Raw genomic sequence first — 16,473 nt, 5'->3', positions numbered from 1 at the left:
CGAGGGAGCTTGCTCCCGTTCGGGTGCGCAGCAGCCGCTGTCTTGACAGAGCGTGCCAACGACTTTCGGGGGCCGCTTCGCGCCCCAGCGGGAGCAAGCTCCCTCGCCACAAAAAACCTTTTTCACACAAATCTGTTGGAAGGCCTGGCCAACCCGAGGTTCTGGCGCAAGGTCCGGCCTTCGTATTCGGTTCTGAACAATCCACGCCGTTGCAGTTCCGGCACCACGCCTTGGGCGAAGTCCTCCAGGCCACCAGGCAGGTGCGGCACCAGCACGTTGAAGCCATCCGCGGCGCCCTGCTCAAACCACTCCTGCAAACGGTCGGCAATCTGCACCGGCGTTCCCACCAGGCTGTAATGCCCGCGCCCACCGGCAATCCTGCGACCCAATTCGGCGAGGCTGAGGTTCTCCTTGCCGGCCAGTTCCGTCAGCAGTTTCTGACGGCTTTGCTGCCCGCTTTCCGTCAGCGGCAAGTCGGGCAACGGCCCGTCCAGCGGGTACTTCGATAAATCGAAGTTGCCCAGCATACGCCCAAGCAAGGCCACGCCAACCTCGGGTTCGACTAATTGCTGAAACGTTTCACACTTTTCCTGCGCTTCGCTCTCGGACTGACCGACGATCACAAAAACACCGGGCATGATTTTCAGGGAGTCGGCGCTGCGACCGTATCGACTCAAACGTCCCTTCAAGTCGTTATAAAACGCCTGGGCATTGGCCAGCGACGTCTGCGCGGTGAACACCACTTCGGCCGTTTGCGCCGCCAGTTCACGACCGGTTTCAGAAGAACCGGCCTGCACGATCACCGGTTGCCCCTGCGGCGAGCGCGCCACGTTTAGCGGGCCTTTGACCCGGAAATGTTCGCCGACATGCTCCAGTGCGTGGACTTTTTCCGGATCGTAGTACGTACCACTGGTTTTATCGCGGACAAAAGCGTCGTCTTCCCAACTGTCCCAGAGCCCGGTGACCACCTGATGAAACTCCCGCGCCCGGCTGTAGCGCTCAGCGTGACCGAGATGCTCGACGCGACCAAAATTTTGCGCTTCGGCAGCATTGTCGGACGTCACCAGATTCCACCCCGCGCGCCCCCCTGAAAGATGATCCAGCGAAGCGAATTTGCGTGCGAGGTGGTACGGCTCGTTGTAGCTGGTGGTGGCCGTGGCGATCAGTCCGATACGCTCGGTCACGACGCTCAACGCCGAGAGCAGCGTCAGCGGCTCGAAGTGGTCGGAACGGGCCATGCGGCTGGCAATGTCCCCGGTCGGTGCGGCGATGCTGTCAGCGAGGAACAATGCGTCGAATTTCGCCGCTTCGGCAATCTGCGCCAGGCGCTTGTAGTGGGCGAAATCCAGGCCAGCGTCAGCCGGCACTTGCGGATGACGCCAGGCGGCGACGTGGTGCCCGGTCGCCATCAGGAAGGCGCCGAGCTTGAGCTGACGAGTCATGGTCAGAAATCCTTGCGCAGTTGCACGCCGAAGTAGCGCTCGTCGTCACGGGGCACGGCGCGGTAGATGTAGTTGCCGCCACTGGCCAGCAGCGGTGAGTAGGACTTGTCGGCGAGGTTCTTGCCTAGCAGCGCCACACGCCAGCCGTTGTTGTAGTCGGCCAGGGCGACGCTGGCGTTCCAGATGCCGTAGGCGCCTTGTTTGGTGTCGACGTTCTGGCTGATGTCGTACTGCACTTCGCTCTGCCAGCTGAAATCGGTACCCAGCTCGATATCCAGGCCGTTATCCAGCGGGATGCTGTAATCGGCACGCACGTAGCTTTTCCAGTCCGGGCTGTACGGCAGTGGCTTGCCGTCGACGTTGCACGAGGCCGCCGCACCGGCCGGGCAGGCGAATTCGTCGATGCGTGCGCGGGTGTAGGCCAGGGCGCCGGAGAACTTCAGTTGCTGGGTGGCCTGCAACGCGTAATCGAGTTCGACGCCTTCAGTGCTGACACTGCCGGCGTTGATCAGGCGGGTCACCACTTGCCCTGCCACGGTGTCGAAGAAGTTCGCCTGGTAGTTGTCGTAGTCGCTGTGGAACACCGCCAGGTTGGTGGTCAGGCGATTGTTCCAGCTGGTGGCCTTGATACCAGCCTCCCAGGTGTTTGAGGTTTCCGGTTTCAGCGCCTCGGTGTCCCGGGGCTGCATGTTGAAGAACACGTTGTAGGCCGGACCTTTGTAGCCACGCGAGTAGGTCAGGTAGGTGGTGACGGCGTCGCTCAAGTCGTACTGCACGCCGAGCCGTCCGGACCAGCCGTCTTCATCCACTGATCCCGAGCTGCTGGTGCCCGGCTGAATACCGCTGACAGCGACGGCCGAGGTCGAGACCCGGCGGTGATCGTATTCCAGTTCGTCGTGGGTGTAGCGCAGGCCGGCGATGCCGCGAAAATCCGAAGTGAAATTGAGCGTGCTTTCACCGAACACCGCGTAGCTGTCGCTGGTGGTGCTGTAATCGGCGACGCCACGGTTAACGCTGGTGGGCGTGGTCAAGGTCCGCTGGTACGTCTCGTCGTCCTTGCCGTGCATGTAGAACAAACCGCCGACGTATTCGAGGAACTCACCTTTCGGCGAAGCCAGGCGCAGCTCTTGCGAGTATTGGTCGAAGGCCAGGTCACCCTTGTCGGCCGTGCCGGGGAACGCCGCGGTCACCGTGCTCAAACGGTCGCCGTCCTGATACTGGGTGTTGTCCCAGCCGCGCCATGCGGTGATCGAGGTCAGGGTGTAATCGCCCAGTTGCCAGTCGAGTTGGCCGGACAAGCCTTTGTTGATGTCATCGACGTGGGTGCGGGTCTCGGTGTTGATGTCGCGGTTGTCGCTGGAAGCCCGCACCGGGCTCAGGGCATTGGCGAACGCCGGGGTCAGGGACTGGCTGACCACGCCATTGGGCGCGTCGTCGTGGGACTGCATGTAGTCGGCAATCAGGGTGAAGGTCACGTCGTCATTCGGGGTGAACTCCAGTTTGCCGCGCGCGCCTTTGTGGTTGTAGCCGTTGACCTCCTGACCGTTGTATTCGTTGTCGACATTGCCGTCGTAGGTGCCGAACAGCGTGGTGATCGAGCCCTTGAGCGTGTCCGGAATCAGGCTGCCGCCGAGGCCGAAACGGGTGCGACTTTCGTTGCCGCTGTAGAACGACTGATCGATGTAGCCGTGGGTTTCTGCGGTCGGGGCCCGGCTGGTGATGTTGAGCACGCCGGCCGAAGCGTTCTTGCCAAACAGCGTGCCTTGCGGGCCGCGCAGCACTTCGACGCGCTCCAGATCCAGCAGGTCCAGGGTCGATTGGCCCGGACGGGCATAGACCACGCCGTCGATCACCGTGGCCACGGTCGGCTCGACGCCCGGCGAGGTGGAAATGGTGCCGACGCCCCGGATGAACAGCGACGTGTCTTTGTTCGACGCGCCGGTGCGGAAATTCAGCGATGGCACTTCCTGGACGATGCTAGATACGCTGGTGCGGTTGTCGCGTTCAAGTTGCTCGCCATCGAGCACAGTTACCGCCACCGGGATTTTCTGCAGCGACTCTTCGCGGCGGGTCGCAGTGACTGTCACGGATTTGAGGGTGGGCTCTTGATCGCTGCTGTCAGCGGCGAAAGCGCCCGGCACGGGCAGCGCGGCCAATCCGGCGAGCAGCCAGCCCAGATGCTTGCGGCGTGGTGTGGCGGCGCGAATCGACTGCGCCAGTTTTTGTGATTCCCCAAGAATGAAATGCATGGTCTGCCCGCTCGAAAAATTGCCCTGATCCGCTGCCGTTCTGCGTCGACAGCGCCTGTGAAGTTGTCTTGGGCATTCGCTCGAGCGAGTAGCAGACAGAACGCTTTGTTAGCGCTAACATCGCCAGTATTGGCAACCCCCACATAGAGCGTCCAATACTGAAAAATTACTTTTATATGCCATTTGGTTTTTAAGAGGAATCGCCCGTTGAATGAAGACAAGCCCCGCAAACGCCGTGGTGCCGGCCGCGTCACCCTCAATACCGTGGCTCGGCAGGCGGGTGTGTCGGCGATCACGGTGTCGCGCTACTTCAATCAGCCAGACCAGGTGTCGCCGGAACGACGCGAGCGCATCGCCGCCGTGGTGGCAGCGCTGGGTTATGTCCCCAACCTGGTGGCCGGGGGGCTGGCGTCGGCCCGTGGCAAGATCGTCGGCATGGTGATCCCGAACATCTCCGGGCCGATCTTCGCCAACACCATTCAGGGTTTCAGCGACACCCTCAGTCGCCATGGTTATCAGCTGTTGCTGGCGTCGAGTTACTTCGATGCCGTGCAGGAAGAAAGCGCCGTGCGCGCGTTTCTCGGCTGGTCGCCGGCAGCGCTGGTGCTGACCAGTCACTTCCACAGCGCTGGCACCGAAAAGATGATTGCCGAAGCGGATATCCCAGTGATCGAAACCTGGGACTACCAACCCGAGCGCGAACCGCTGCAGATCGGGTTTTCGCATTTTGAAGTAGGCGTAACAGCCGCACGTTACCTGCACGGCAAGGGTTACCGGCGGATTGCTTTTGTACAGAACAGCGCGCCGGGGGACTTCAGTGCGCTGGAGCGGCGTGACGGCTACGCGGCCACCGTGCGTGAGTTGGGGCTGGAGCCCTGGGTGTTTGCCCCGAATGCCGATCGCCCACCGTTCGAAGCCGGCAAGCAAGCGATGCAAGCCCTGATGAACACCTCACCACGCCCCGACGCCATCATCTTCGCCAACGACAACCTCGCCGCCGGCGGTTTGCTGGCCGGGCAACGGGCCGGCCTGAACATCCCGCAAGACTGCGCGGTACTTGGGTTTGGCGATTACCCCTTCGCCGAAATGCTCCTGCCAAGCCTTAGCACCATCAAGCCACCGGCACTGGAGATCGGCGTCCTCGCCGCCACCCGAGTGCTGGAAAGCCTAGGGGTGTTGCCGGTGGCGGATGAGGTGCAGCGTTTGAATCTGCTGGAGTGCCGGGTGATTGAGCGGGAGAGTGCTTGAACAATAAGCAACCTTCATTGATCAGCCCAGCTTCGGTGTCAGGCTGATAACTCGCGCAAAGCTGCCGCCGCCAAAAAACCAGATCTTGAGCTGTAACGCTGGTCCCGTCTGACGGTCTGGTCAATTCGCTCAAGCAGCTGCTCAGGCAACGTTGCATTGAAACGTATCGACTTGCCGAAATAAGGTGTGATATCGAAATCCACCACGCCCCACACACCGCCAGCATATTCGGGGTTTTCGATATGGGCATCGATCTCGCGTACCTGAGGCAGCGGATCCCCATCGGCGACCAGACCTTCGTAGTGCAGGGACAATGCCTCTTTCACGTTTTCGAACGCCTCGGCAACTGTGCCGCCTGCGGAGAAGCAACCCGGTACATCCGGGACGATCACTCCGTAGTCTGAGTCGGCATCCTTGTGCAGAACAACCGGAAATTTCATGTAGATGAATCCTTCCTGAGACAAGTCCGCATCGGGACTCTCGTATCCGATGACAGGCCTCATTACAGACCTGCCTGTTTCAATATGCTGTTGATCGTTCCCTTTGGAAGATCAGAATCAGGGTGATTGATTGTCACCCTGCCTGGCTTATGCAAATGCTTGTATTGATGGTGGCTGCCTTTTACAGCCACCGGATACAACCATCCTCCTCGATCATCCTGATCATTTCCCTACTTCGCATTTCCTTCGCCCTTTTTCGACAGCAATGGCTGCGTACTTTAGGTAGGTCGAAGCGATAGCAATACACACAATACACACAATACACACTTGGCAAAATAATAGCCGCTCAGGACGGAGTCGACTTTTTCTCTCGGACCGGCGGCTACCGCGCTTTAGCAAACACCTCCCCCAACCAATCCACGAACACCCGGACCCGTGGCGACATGTGTCGGTTGTGTGGGTACAGCACTGAAACAGGCATGGGCGGTGGCGGTGTCTCGGTGAGGATTTCCTTGATCAGGCCTTGGGCGATCTGCGTTTCCATCCGGTAATGCGGGCACTGGATCAGGCCCAATCCGGCTATCGCCGAAGCGGCGTAGATTTCCGCGCCGAATACGGAAACGGCGCCATCGATGGCGACTTCCTTGAGCTCGCCATTGACCATGAATTCGAACGGGAACAACTTGGCGGTGGTGCGAGAAACGTAATTCACCGCGCGATGGTTTTTCAGGTCGTCGAGGTTTTTCGGTTCGCCGTATTTGCGCAGGTAGGCCGGGCTGGCACAGGTGATCTGGCGCAGGTTGGCGACGCGTTTGCCGATCAGCGTGGAATCGCTCAAGGTGCCGGCGCGCAGCACGCAATCGATGCCTTCGCTGATGAGGTCGACCTGGCGGTCGGCCTCGCTGATGGACAGTTCGATGTCCGGGTAACGCGCCATGAATTGCGGCAGGGCCGGGATTACGAAATGCCGGGCCAGGGTGCCATGCAAATCCACCCGCAAGCGCCCTTTCGGCGCCACGCTGCGAAACGCCAGTTCGGCTTCTTCCAGTTCCGCCAGCAACTGCACACACCGCTGGTAGTACGCCTCGCCATCCAGCGTCGGACGTACCTTGCGTGTGCTGCGCTCCAGTAGTCGTGTGCCGAGCCAGGCTTCAAATTGATTGAGCGTGTGGGTCAGCGTGGCTCGTGGCAGGTTCAGGTCGTCCGCCGCCAGGGTGAAACTCGAGCGCTCGTAGATCCGCACAAACACTTTCATCGCTTTGACTTGATCCACGGCGAGCACTCGATTGTTGGCGATTTTTGAACAGTCAAGGCAACTCTGGTGCATTTATCGGCCTGAGTAAACATGTGAAATTGGCTTCACACCCAATCAACAGGATCACCGCCATGACTCATCAAACTTCGAAAGTTGCCATCGTGACCGGCGCCGCCCGCGGCATCGGCGCAGTCATTGCCAAACAACTGGCGAGCGAAGGTTTCGCCGTCGCCATCAACTACGCCAGCAGCGCCACCGAAGCCTCGAAGCTGGTGGTGGAACTGCGTCAGGCGGGTCATCAGGCTTTAGCGATCAAGGCTGACGTGGCCAACGCCGACGACGTGCGGCGGATGTTCGACGAGACCGAAACGCAACTGGGCAAGGTCGATGTGCTGGTCAACAACGCCGGCATTCTCAAGGTGCTGCCGTTGGCGCAGCACAGTGATGAACTGTTCGAGCAAACTTTCAATATCCATGCACGTGGCACCTTCAACACCCTGCGCGAAGCCGCCACGCGCCTGAACGATGGTGGGCGGATCATTAATTTTTCCAGCAGCACCGTCGGCCTGAACCTGCCGGGCTATGCGGTGTACATCGCCAGCAAGGCGGCGGTGGAATCGCTGACCCAGGTGTTTGCCAAAGAGATGCGAGGGCGCAATATCACCGTCAATGCAGTAGCACCTGGGCCGGTGGCGACTGATCTGTTTCTGCACGGCAAGAGCGAAGAGCAGATCCAGACGTTCGCCAAGATGGCGCCGCTGGAGCGTCTGGGTCAGCCAGAAGATATTGCTCGCGTTGTGTCGTTTCTGGCGGGACCGGATTCGGCTTGGGTCAATGGGCAGATTCTGCGGGTCAATGGCGGGTTGGTTTAAGCTGCTGTGGAGGCAGGCTCGACGCCATCGCTGGCAAGCCAGCTCCTACAAGGGTTGAACACAAAACCTGTAGGAGCTGGCTTGCCGGCGAAGGCGGCCTCAAAAGCAGCACCCCACTGGAGGAAATCCGCCATGCACACATCCATCATCATCACCTTCGGCCTGATCCTCCTGGCGCTGATGCTGTTCATCGGCGAGAAAATCGGTTTCACCCGCCAAACCCTGGCCTACAGTTTTATCGTGCTGTGGCTGGCCCTGACATTGATCAACGGCGCCGTCGGCATGGTGCATGCCGGCCAGCCATTGGGCACGGAGCTGGCCGTTGGCAGCGCCGTGTTCGGTATCCCGGTGGCGGCGCTGGTGTTGTTCATGGTGCTGACCACCGAGACCTGAATCAACGCACCAGATGCAAGAACTGCATGTGTCGCTCGTACTGATCAAGGATGTCGTTGATTACCTGCTCCTTGGTGTAGCCCACCAGATCGTAGTCCTGACTGCCCTCGCTCAAATGCACTTCGGCCCGGTAATAACGACGGTTGTTGAGCTCCTTGGAGCCCATGCCGCCACGGGCGAATGACGGCGTGAAATAACCGCGCATCTGCACTTGATAGATGAACGGATGCTCTTCACCGTGACCAACTTCCAGGCTGACGCTGTCATTCACCGGCTCCGGGTGAGTGATGACACTCAAGCCCTTCTCAACGAACACCGCCGAAACCTCTTCGATGGCCGGACGCACCGTCGAGTCGAGGAAGCGATAAACCTCGTCCCGCGATGGAAAATGCACGGCCTGACTCAAACGCTGACGCCAGCCACCGCGCCGCGAGCCTGACACCGGCGCGAGGGAATGCAGTTGCGCGATCTGCTTTTGCGATTCCAGATAAAACGCCTTGTGCAGGCCCCACATCATCAACAGCAGAATCAGCGAGAACGGCAACGAGGTCAGCACCACTGCGGACTTCAGCGCATCGATGCTGCCGGAAAACAGCAGCGCACTGGTCACCAGCGCGGTCATCGCGCCCCAGAACACCCGCAGCCATTTCGGTCCGTCTTCATCGGGGTTGCCGCCCTTGGCGGACAGGGTCGACAACACCACCGTGCCAGAGTCGGCCGAGGTGACGAAGAACACAAAGCTGATGAACACCGTGACCGCGATAACGGTTTTGCTCCACGGGTAGGTTTCCAGCAGCAGGTAAAGGGTCATCGATGGATTGTCGATGGCCGACATGCCCAGCGCACTCATGCCGTGATTGAGCACCTGGTCGATGGCGCTGTTGCCGAAGATCGACATCCACGCCAGGGTGAAACCGAGCGGGATCAACAGCACGCCGAAGACGAATTCACGGATGGTGCGCCCACGGGAAATCCGTGCGATGAACAGGCCCACGAACGGCGACCACGCAATCCACCAGGCCCAATAGAACACCGTCCAGCCGCCCAACCAGTCGCTGGGTTTGTCGTAGGCGTAGAGGTCGAAACTCTTCATCGGCAACGCGCCGAGGTAGTCACCAACGTTTTGGATCAAGGTGTTGAGCAGGTGCTGCGTCGGGCCGGCGAACAACACGAACAGCAGCAACGCGCAGGCCAGCAGCATGTTGATGTCGGACATCACCCGCACGCCTTTGTCGACGCCGGATACGGCGACGATGATCGCCGCGCCCATCATCAGCGTGATCAGACCGACCTGAATCCACTGGGTGTGGGCGATGCCAAACAGATAATCCAGGCCCGAGTTGAGGTGCAACACGCCGAAACCCATGTCGGCACCGAGGCCGAACACCGTGGCAATGATGCCGAAACCGTCCACTGCGTAACCGATCGGGCCATTGATGCGCTTGCCGATCAGCGGGTACAGCGCCGAGCGCAACGCCAGCGGCAGGTTGTGGCGATAGGCGAAATAAGCCAGCGCCATGCCGACGAAGGCGAACACGCCCCAGCCATGCAGGCCCCAATGCAGAAACAGAATCTGCATCGCCTGACGCGCCGCCTCCGCCGTGCCTGCCTCGCCTTGCGGTGGCTGGAGCATGTGGGTCAGCGGTTCGGACACGCAGAAGAAAAACAGCGTAATGCTGATCCCGGCGGCGAACAGCATGCCGGCCCAGGACAAGTAACTGAACTCGGGCTCGTCGTGGTCGGCACCGAGCTTGATCTTGCCGTAGCCGGACAAGGCGGTGACCACCACGAAGACCAGATACAGCGTCATCGCGAGCATGTAATACCAGCCGACCGTATTGGCCGCCCAGTTTTGCGCCGCCAGCAACCACGCGCCGGCCTGCTCGGGCATGGCGATGACAACGACGCCGAACAACAAAATGAAACTCGCCGCAAAGTAAAACACCGGCGGATTCATGCGGACCAGGCCGCTTGAAGGAATGGACGATGCACTCATGATCGGTGCACCTCGAGGGGGTAAAACGTGGCTGTAGAAATCTGACTCAGCAAAGGCAAGCCTCCTGTTGTGAGCGGGCGGCGAACCACCGGTTTAACTTGAATGAACGTTCAAGTTAAACATGGATAGGGCGCTAAGGACTAATCCCAAGGCTCGGCGGTCGTGGTTGTACGCTAGCTCAGGGAAAGCTATGTGGTGGAATTTGGAAGATTGATTCGGCACCTGCACAAATCAAATGTGGCGAAGGAGCTTGCTCCCGCTGGGCTGCAAAGCAGCCTTAAAACATGCACCCCGTTTTTTTCAGATAAGTCCAGGTGACCGGCTTATGCGGCTGCTGCGCAACCGAGCGGGAGCAAGCTCCCTCGCCACAAAAGCACTGCGCATCGCCGGACCTATTTCTGCGTCCCATCATCATGCTGCAAATTAGCCTGGGTCAGGTTGCTGCCCGCCGGCACGCTGCGGGTCAGCCAGACGTTACCGCCGATGGTCGAGCCCTGGCCGATGGTGATCCGCCCCAGAATCGTCGCACCGGCATAAATCACCACGTCATCTTCGACAATCGGATGCCGCGGCTGGCCCTTCTGCAACTGGCCGTCTTCGTCTGCCGGGAAGCGCTTGGCGCCCAAGGTTACGGCCTGATAAATCCGCACCCGTTCGCCAATGATCGCCGTCTCGCCGATCACCACGCCAGTCCCGTGGTCGATGAAGAAACTGCGGCCGATCTGCGCGCCCGGGTGAATATCGATGCCGGTGGCCGAGTGGGCGATTTCCGCGCTGATTCGGGCCAGCAACGGCAACCCGGCGCGGTACAAATGGTGAGCCAGGCGATGGTGAATCACCGCCAGAATGCCCGGATAGCAGAGCAGCACTTCATCGACGCTGCGTGCTGCCGGATCGCCGTGATAGGCCGCCAGAACGTCGGTGTCCAACAGGCTGCGCAGCCCCGGCAACGCGAGGGCGAAGTCCTGGATGATCTGAATGGTCTTGGCTTCAACTTCAGTGTCGGCCTGGGTGCTGTGGCGAGCGGCGTAGCGCAATTCGAGTCGCGCCTGCGCCAGCAACGCATTCAACGCGACGTCGAGCGTGTGACCGACGTAGAAGTCTTCACTCTCTTCACGCAGGTCCACAGGTCCCAGACGCATCGGGAAAAGCGCACCGCAGAGGGCTTCGAGAATCTCCGCCATGGCGGCTCGGGAAGGCAACTCGCGACCGCCCTGTTCGGTGCTGGCGCGGCCGTTTTGCGCACGCCACTGGTCACGCGCCGTGCGCAGTTGGCTGACGATGGTCTGCAATTGCCAATGGCTGGAACGCTCACTCACGGTAAAAACTCCTCACGAGCGGCCCGAGAGTCTGGCCGCGTCAACGGCGAATACTTTACGGCATGGTCCGCGGGCCAAATTAAGAACCAATTGTGCTGTGGTAAGTATCATTGGCTATAAGCGATTGGCGGTTGCCCAGGCTTTTTTGCGTGCCTATAGTCCCTTCATCTTCCACCGCCAGTACGGAACTATGTCCAATCAAGAGCCGATCAAACAGCAGCTTGCCCGCTTCAACCGTCTCGACCTGCTCAATCAGCCCACCGCCCTGGAAAAACTCGAACGCCTGTCGACCTGGCTGGGCCGTGACGTGTACGTCAAACGCGATGACCTGACACCGCTGGCCATGGGCGGCAACAAACTGCGCAAACTCGAATACCTGGCCGCCGATGCCTTGGCGCAAGGTGCCGACACCTTGATCACTGCTGGCGCAATTCAGTCCAACCACGTGCGCCAGACCGCCGCCATCGCCGCCAAGCTCGGCCTTGGTTGTGTAGCCCTGCTGGAAAATCCCCTGGGCACCGATGACGCCAACTATGTTGGCAACGGCAATCGACTGTTGCTCGACTTGTTTGATGCCAAAGTCGAGTTGGTGGAAAACCTCGACAACGCTGACGATCAACTGCATGCCTTGGCGCAACGCCTGCGCAGCAATGGCAAGAAACCGTATCTCGTGCCGATCGGGGGTTCCAACGCGTTGGGTGCTTTGGGTTATGTGCGTGCAGGCTTGGAACTGGCCGAACAGATCAAGGACACCGGGCTGAATTTCGCCGCTGTGGTTCTGGCCTCCGGCAGCGCCGGTACCCATAGCGGTCTGTCGTTGGCGTTGAGTGAAGCACTGCCGGATTTGCCAGTGATTGGCGTCACGGTGTCCCGCAGTGACGAGGACCAGCGCCCGAAAGTCCAGGGCCTGGCTGAGCGAACGGCCGAATTGTTGGGCGTGACGTTGCCGGCGAGTTTCAAGATCGAACTGTGGGACGAGTATTTCGCGCCGCGCTATGGCGAGCCGAATGCCGGGACGCTGGCGGCGGTCAAGTTGCTGGCGGGGCAGGAAGGCCTGTTGCTTGACCCGGTCTACACTGGCAAGGCGATGGCCGGGTTGCTCGACGGGATTGGGCGTCAGCGTTTCGATGAAGGCCCGATCATCTTCCTGCACACCGGTGGGGCGCCGGCGTTGTTTGCCTATACGAGCTTTTTGAAGGACTGAGGATCAAAAGATCGTAGCCTTCGACAGCTCCTACAGGTGTACGCCGACCCTGTAGGAGCTGCCGAAGGCTGCAATCTTTTCAGGGCTCAACACATATTCACTAATTGCATAACAAAAATAGAATTTATTATTTTCTAATCTAAAAGCGTCGTCTTATAGTCACGCCGCAGGCGAATTTGCAGCGAGACGCATACGCTGCTTTAGGGCAGGATATCGCTGACGTTGAAATCCCGAATTTGCCAACTTTCCTTAAGCGTCTTCCATAAGAAAACACAGGGGCTTGTCATGAATTTTTCCGCACTACGTCGAAATCTGCTGGTGGGTTCGCTGGGCCTGGCACTGAGCGCCGGCCTGATCGGCCAGGCAGTGGCCGGTGAGCAACTGCAACAAATCAAGGACAAAGGCGTGATCAACGTCGGCCTGGAAGGCACTTACCCTCCGTTCAGTTTCGTCGATGCCGACGGCAAACTGGCCGGCTTCGAAGTCGAGTTCTCCGAAGCCCTGGCCAAAGAGCTGGGCGTCAAGGTCAAACTGCAACCGACCAAATGGGACGGCATCCTCGCCGCCCTGGAGTCCAAGCGTCTGGACGCTGTGATCAACCAGGTGACCATCTCCGAAGAGCGCAAGAAGAAGTACGACTTCTCCGAGCCTTACACCGTTTCCGGGATTCAAGCGCTGGTTCTGAAAAAGAACGAAGGCTCCATCAAGTCCGCCGATGACCTGGCCGGCAAGAAAGTCGGTGTGGGCCTGGGCACCAACTACGAACAATGGCTCAAGGACAATCAGCCGAAAGCCATCATCAAGACTTATGACGATGATCCGACCAAGTTCCAGGATCTGCGTGTAGGCCGCATCGACGCCATTCTGATCGACCGCCTCGCCGCACTGGAATACGCCAAGAAGGCAACCGACACTGTTGCCGCCGGCGCAGCGTTCTCCCGCCAGGAAGCCGGTATTGCCCTGCGCAAAGGCGAGCCGGAACTGCTGGCTGCGGTGAACAAGGCCATCGACAAGCTGCGTGCCGACGGTACGCTGAAAAAGCTTTCGGAAAAATACTTCAGCGCTGACGTCACTCAATAATGGAAGAAGCTTTCCAACTCGCACTGGATTCCGCGCCCTTTCTGCTCAAGGGCGCGTACTACACGGTCATCTTGAGCCTCGGCGGGATGTTCTTCGGCCTCATCCTGGGCTTCGGCCTGGCACTGATGCGCCTGTCGCGCTTCAAGCTGGTGAGCTGGATCGCCCGCATCTACGTGTCGTTCTTTCGCGGCACGCCGTTGCTGGTGCAACTGTTCGTGATCTATTACGGCTTGCCGCAATTGGGCATGGAACTCGATCCAATTCCGGCGGCCATGATTGGTTTCTCGCTGAACATGGCCGCTTACGCCTGTGAAATCCTGCGTGCCGCGATCAGCTCGATCGAACGCGGCCAATGGGAAGCGGCTGCCAGCATCGGCATGACCCGTGCGCAGACTCTGCGCCGGGCCATCCTGCCGCAGGCGATGCGCACCGCGTTGCCACCGCTGGGCAACAGCTTCATTTCGCTGGTCAAGGACACCGCGCTGGCGGCCACCATCCAGGTGCCGGAGCTGTTCCGTCAGGCACAGCTGATTACCGCCCGCACCTTCGAAGTTTTCACCATGTATCTTGCCGCCGCGCTGATCTACTGGATTCTTGCCACGGTGCTTTCGCACCTGCAGAACAAGTTGGAAGAGCGGGTCAATCGGCACGACCAGGAGTCCTGACCCCATGATTGTCGTGGAAAAACTGACAAAGCAGTTCAAGGGTCAAGTCGTGCTCAACGGCATCGATCTGCAAGTGAAGGAAGGCGAGGTTGTGGCGATCATCGGGCCGAGCGGCTCGGGTAAAACCACCTTCCTGCGCTGTCTGAACTTCCTCGAAGAACCCACCAGCGGCCGGATCAAGGTCGGCGATATCGAAATCGATACCAGCCGCCCGCTGAACCAGCAGCAAAGCCTGGTGCGGCGTTTGCGCCAGCACGTGGGTTTCGTGTTCCAGAACTTCAACCTGTTCCCCCATCGCACTGCCCTGGAAAACGTCATCGAAGGCCCGATCATCGTGAAGAAGATCCCGCATGCCGAAGCCGTTGCCCTGGGTAAAAAGCTGTTGGCCAGGGTTGGCCTGGCAGGCAAGGAGGACGCTTACCCGCGCCGCCTCTCCGGTGGTCAGCAACAACGTGTGGCGATTGCCCGCGCGCTGGCGATGGAGCCGGAAGTGATCCTGTTCGACGAACCGACTTCAGCGCTCGACCCGGAGTTGGTGGGCGAAGTGCTGTCGACGATTCGCAGCCTGGCCGAAGAGAATCGCACCATGGTCATCGTCACCCACGAAATGGGCTTTGCCCGCGACGTGGCCAATCGGGTGGTGTTTTTCGACAAGGGCGTTATCGTCGAACAAGGCGAAGCGAAGGCCCTGTTTGCCAACCCGAAAGAAGAACGCACGAAACAGTTTCTTAGCAAGTTTCTGAATAACGCGCACAACTAACACCCCTCGACCCCTCGCAACAACTGTTAACTTCCATGGATGGAAGTTACACCACAGCCGCTCCAATCCGGTAAAAACAACTTTTCACTACTATCACTCTGACCATGGCTACAGGAATTTTTACTATTACTAGCGGTACATATGTACGTCCCGCATCAGATTTATCCTGCCTAAAATCCAAGAATCCCCGACAGAAGCCTGCTACAGCGCCTGCGGGCGTTTCGGCATAAAAACCACAATACCCCGCAGTCTAGTTCGACAGCCCAGTACAGTTTATTAACGTAAGTCCGTAGGAACTTTCTGAATAACGCAATAACTGACGTCCAACTAATAATTTCCATTGACACTTATTCGACCGCACTCTTATCTAGCTCACAACAGACGCTAAATACTGTCTAAGAGCCGGAATAACTTTCCGCTTTGTTACTTTTCAACCACGCCTTTTGAACTTTCAGAAACGGACTTCACTGCAAGGCTTCAAGGAGAGAAACCATGACCAGTACCTCGAATAAAACCGAACTTGCGGCCCCGACCCTGGCGCAATCCCACAAAACCGGCATCAACATCACCTCGGCGGCCCATCTGCTGATCGATGTGCCGCCCTACCCCGCGATGGACGAAGGCGACCTGATCGAGCTGTTCTGGGACAACTGCTACATCGCCTCCCGAGCGCTGACAGCCAAGGATGTTGGCCAAGCCGTTCAGCTTCGTGTCCCCGAAAGTTTCATTACCAATGGCACCTCGCGCCTTCACTACCGGGTCATGCAGATTGGCCAGGGGCAGTCGGTATCCCACGCCAGACACGTACAGATCAAGCTCGATTGCCCCGGTGGCCAGCCGTCAGCCCTGTGTGGCGACGAAAACCAGTCCCTTGCACCGGTCAGTATCCCGGAGACGATTCGCCGTCAGGGGGTGAATCCGAACCAGATCAAGCGCGGCGTGCCCTTGACCATCGAGCCTTACCTGAACATGGCCATCGATGACGAAATCACCTTGCGCTGGGGCGATGTGCGGATGGATCTGCCCCGGCTAAAGGCCAGCGATTTAGGCCAGCCGATTCAGGTTTGGGTGCCGCCGGCGATCATCATCGAGGCCGGCGAAGACCTGCGGCTGGAAGTGACTTACTGCATCCTCGACCGCGTGGGTAACAACTCGCGCTGGGCGCCGGCGCGAACGTTGAAGATTAGTTGTGCCAATCCCTATCTCAGGGTGCCGCCGAAGAAAACGCTCAAGGCAGCCGAACAAAAAATCCGCTGATGCCTGAAAAGATCGCAGCCTTCGGCAGCTCCTGCAGGATGTACGCCGAAACCCTGTAGGCGCTGCCGAAGGCTGCGATCTTTTTTGCGGCTGCAACAATGCTGCCCTGAACTGTTGCCCCAGAAACAACTGTTGCCCCATGAACAGTTCATAAAGACACACTTCTATTCATATTCCTAAAAGTTAGTTCATAACTTATTTATAAACGCTTAGGGTATATGCACCGGACCACCGGACCTTCTTGTTTTCGTACGCCGCACACCGCGGTGCTTCCATGAGATGTGAGGTAGGTA

14 protein-coding genes and 1 pseudogene are annotated in these 16,473 nt (G+C 59.1%); 8 read left to right on the top strand and 7 right to left on the bottom strand.

The window, feature by feature from the left end; genetic code table 11:
* Positions 1-122: 122 nt before the first annotated feature.
* Both NL64_RS12930 and NL64_RS12925 read right to left on the bottom strand, forming a co-directional pair.
* Entirely contained in the window at positions 123-1,442 is a 1,320-nt protein-coding gene (locus NL64_RS12930) for an LLM class flavin-dependent oxidoreductase (protein WP_034148468.1), read from the bottom strand.
* 2 nt (positions 1,443-1,444) lie between these two features.
* Complete coding sequence (locus NL64_RS12925) at positions 1,445-3,691, bottom strand: TonB-dependent receptor (protein ID WP_034148467.1); 2,247 nt, start codon at positions 3,689-3,691, stop codon at positions 1,445-1,447.
* Between the two features lie 207 nt (positions 3,692-3,898).
* Here NL64_RS12925 and NL64_RS12920 point away from each other — a divergent pair, with 207 nt between their 5' ends.
* Entirely contained in the window at positions 3,899-4,939 is a 1,041-nt protein-coding gene (locus tag NL64_RS12920; RefSeq protein WP_034148466.1) for a LacI family DNA-binding transcriptional regulator, read from the top strand.
* 38 nt (positions 4,940-4,977) lie between these two features.
* Here the strand turns inward: NL64_RS12920 and NL64_RS12915 are convergent, their stop codons facing one another.
* From NL64_RS12915 to NL64_RS12910, 3 genes and pseudogenes are all read right to left on the bottom strand, one after another.
* Positions 4,978-5,442, bottom strand: coding sequence for a type II toxin-antitoxin system HicB family antitoxin (locus NL64_RS12915; protein ID WP_411741303.1), 465 nt, complete (start codon positions 5,440-5,442; stop codon positions 4,978-4,980).
* Positions 5,442-5,620 (bottom strand): annotated as a pseudogene (locus NL64_RS29585) (type II toxin-antitoxin system HicA family toxin). The gene NL64_RS12915 and the pseudogene NL64_RS29585 overlap by 1 nt, the downstream one beginning before the upstream one ends.
* Before the next feature lie 141 nt (positions 5,621-5,761).
* Entirely contained in the window at positions 5,762-6,652 is an 891-nt protein-coding gene (locus NL64_RS12910; RefSeq protein WP_034148464.1) for a LysR family transcriptional regulator, read from the bottom strand.
* A gap of 113 nt (positions 6,653-6,765) precedes the next feature.
* On the opposite strand from NL64_RS12910, the gene NL64_RS12905 reads away from it, so the two are divergent.
* Complete coding sequence (locus NL64_RS12905) at positions 6,766-7,506, top strand: SDR family oxidoreductase (protein WP_034148463.1); 741 nt, start codon at positions 6,766-6,768, stop codon at positions 7,504-7,506.
* A 132-nt stretch (positions 7,507-7,638) separates the two neighbouring features.
* Positions 7,639-7,899, top strand: coding sequence for a hypothetical protein (locus tag NL64_RS12900; RefSeq protein WP_034148462.1), 261 nt, complete (start codon positions 7,639-7,641; stop codon positions 7,897-7,899).
* 1 nt (position 7,900) lies between these two features.
* On the opposite strand, the gene betT is transcribed toward NL64_RS12900, so the two are convergent.
* Both betT and epsC read right to left on the bottom strand, forming a co-directional pair.
* Positions 7,901-9,856 (bottom strand): choline transporter BetT, encoded by a 1,956-nt coding sequence (gene betT / locus NL64_RS12895; RefSeq protein WP_172668672.1) that lies wholly within the window; start codon positions 9,854-9,856, stop codon positions 7,901-7,903.
* 431 nt (positions 9,857-10,287) lie between these two features.
* Complete coding sequence (gene epsC / locus NL64_RS12890) at positions 10,288-11,214, bottom strand: serine O-acetyltransferase EpsC (protein ID WP_034148460.1); 927 nt, start codon at positions 11,212-11,214, stop codon at positions 10,288-10,290.
* A gap of 190 nt (positions 11,215-11,404) precedes the next feature.
* Here epsC and NL64_RS12885 point away from each other — a divergent pair, with 190 nt between their 5' ends.
* The 5 genes from NL64_RS12885 (at position 11,405) to NL64_RS12865 (ending at position 16,180) form a co-directional block, all read left to right on the top strand.
* Positions 11,405-12,418: a D-cysteine desulfhydrase gene (locus NL64_RS12885; RefSeq protein WP_034148459.1), complete on the top strand. Its 1,014-nt coding sequence runs from the start codon at positions 11,405-11,407 to the stop codon at positions 12,416-12,418.
* A gap of 285 nt (positions 12,419-12,703) precedes the next feature.
* Positions 12,704-13,498: a cystine ABC transporter substrate-binding protein gene (tcyJ, locus tag NL64_RS12880; protein ID WP_034148458.1), complete on the top strand. Its 795-nt coding sequence runs from the start codon at positions 12,704-12,706 to the stop codon at positions 13,496-13,498.
* The gene (tcyL, locus tag NL64_RS12875) at positions 13,498-14,163 is read left to right on the top strand and encodes a cystine ABC transporter permease (RefSeq protein ID WP_034148457.1); all 666 of its coding nucleotides are present in this window, start codon (positions 13,498-13,500) and stop codon (positions 14,161-14,163) included. The genes tcyJ and tcyL overlap by 1 nt, the downstream gene beginning before the upstream one ends.
* A 4-nt stretch (positions 14,164-14,167) precedes the next feature.
* Positions 14,168-14,923, top strand: a complete 756-nt coding sequence (gene tcyN / locus NL64_RS12870) for an L-cystine ABC transporter ATP-binding protein TcyN (RefSeq protein WP_034148456.1) — start codon at positions 14,168-14,170, stop codon at positions 14,921-14,923.
* A 492-nt stretch (positions 14,924-15,415) separates the two neighbouring features.
* The gene (locus NL64_RS12865) at positions 15,416-16,180 is read left to right on the top strand and encodes a hypothetical protein (protein ID WP_034148455.1); all 765 of its coding nucleotides are present in this window, start codon (positions 15,416-15,418) and stop codon (positions 16,178-16,180) included.
* The last annotated feature ends 293 nt before the right edge of the window (positions 16,181-16,473 follow it).

Source organism: Pseudomonas fluorescens (assembly GCF_000802965.1).
GTDB lineage: Bacteria > Pseudomonadota > Gammaproteobacteria > Pseudomonadales > Pseudomonadaceae > Aquipseudomonas > Aquipseudomonas fluorescens_A.
Note: the sequence above shows the minus strand (reverse complement) of the source record. Positions and strands in the feature narration are given on the sequence as shown.

Excerpts from the sequence above, each read along its gene's own strand:
- NL64_RS12930 (WP_034148468.1), bottom strand. The coding sequence starts at position 1,442 with ATGACTCGTCAGCTCAAGCTCGGCGCCTTCCTGATGGCGACCGGGCAC.
- NL64_RS12925 (WP_034148467.1), bottom strand. The coding sequence starts at position 3,691 with ATGCATTTCATTCTTGGGGAATCACAAAAACTGGCGCAGTCGATTCGC.
- NL64_RS12915 (WP_411741303.1), bottom strand. The coding sequence starts at position 5,442 with ATGAGGCCTGTCATCGGATACGAGAGTCCCGATGCGGACTTGTCTCAG.
- NL64_RS12905 (WP_034148463.1), top strand. The coding sequence starts at position 6,766 with ATGACTCATCAAACTTCGAAAGTTGCCATCGTGACCGGCGCCGCCCGC.
- NL64_RS12900 (WP_034148462.1), top strand. The coding sequence starts at position 7,639 with ATGCACACATCCATCATCATCACCTTCGGCCTGATCCTCCTGGCGCTG.
- betT (WP_172668672.1), bottom strand. The coding sequence starts at position 9,856 with ATGAATCCGCCGGTGTTTTACTTTGCGGCGAGTTTCATTTTGTTGTTC.
- NL64_RS12885 (WP_034148459.1), top strand. The coding sequence starts at position 11,405 with ATGTCCAATCAAGAGCCGATCAAACAGCAGCTTGCCCGCTTCAACCGT.
- tcyJ (WP_034148458.1), top strand. The coding sequence starts at position 12,704 with ATGAATTTTTCCGCACTACGTCGAAATCTGCTGGTGGGTTCGCTGGGC.
- tcyL (WP_034148457.1), top strand. The coding sequence starts at position 13,498 with ATGGAAGAAGCTTTCCAACTCGCACTGGATTCCGCGCCCTTTCTGCTC.
- tcyN (WP_034148456.1), top strand. The coding sequence starts at position 14,168 with ATGATTGTCGTGGAAAAACTGACAAAGCAGTTCAAGGGTCAAGTCGTG.
- NL64_RS12865 (WP_034148455.1), top strand. The coding sequence starts at position 15,416 with ATGACCAGTACCTCGAATAAAACCGAACTTGCGGCCCCGACCCTGGCG.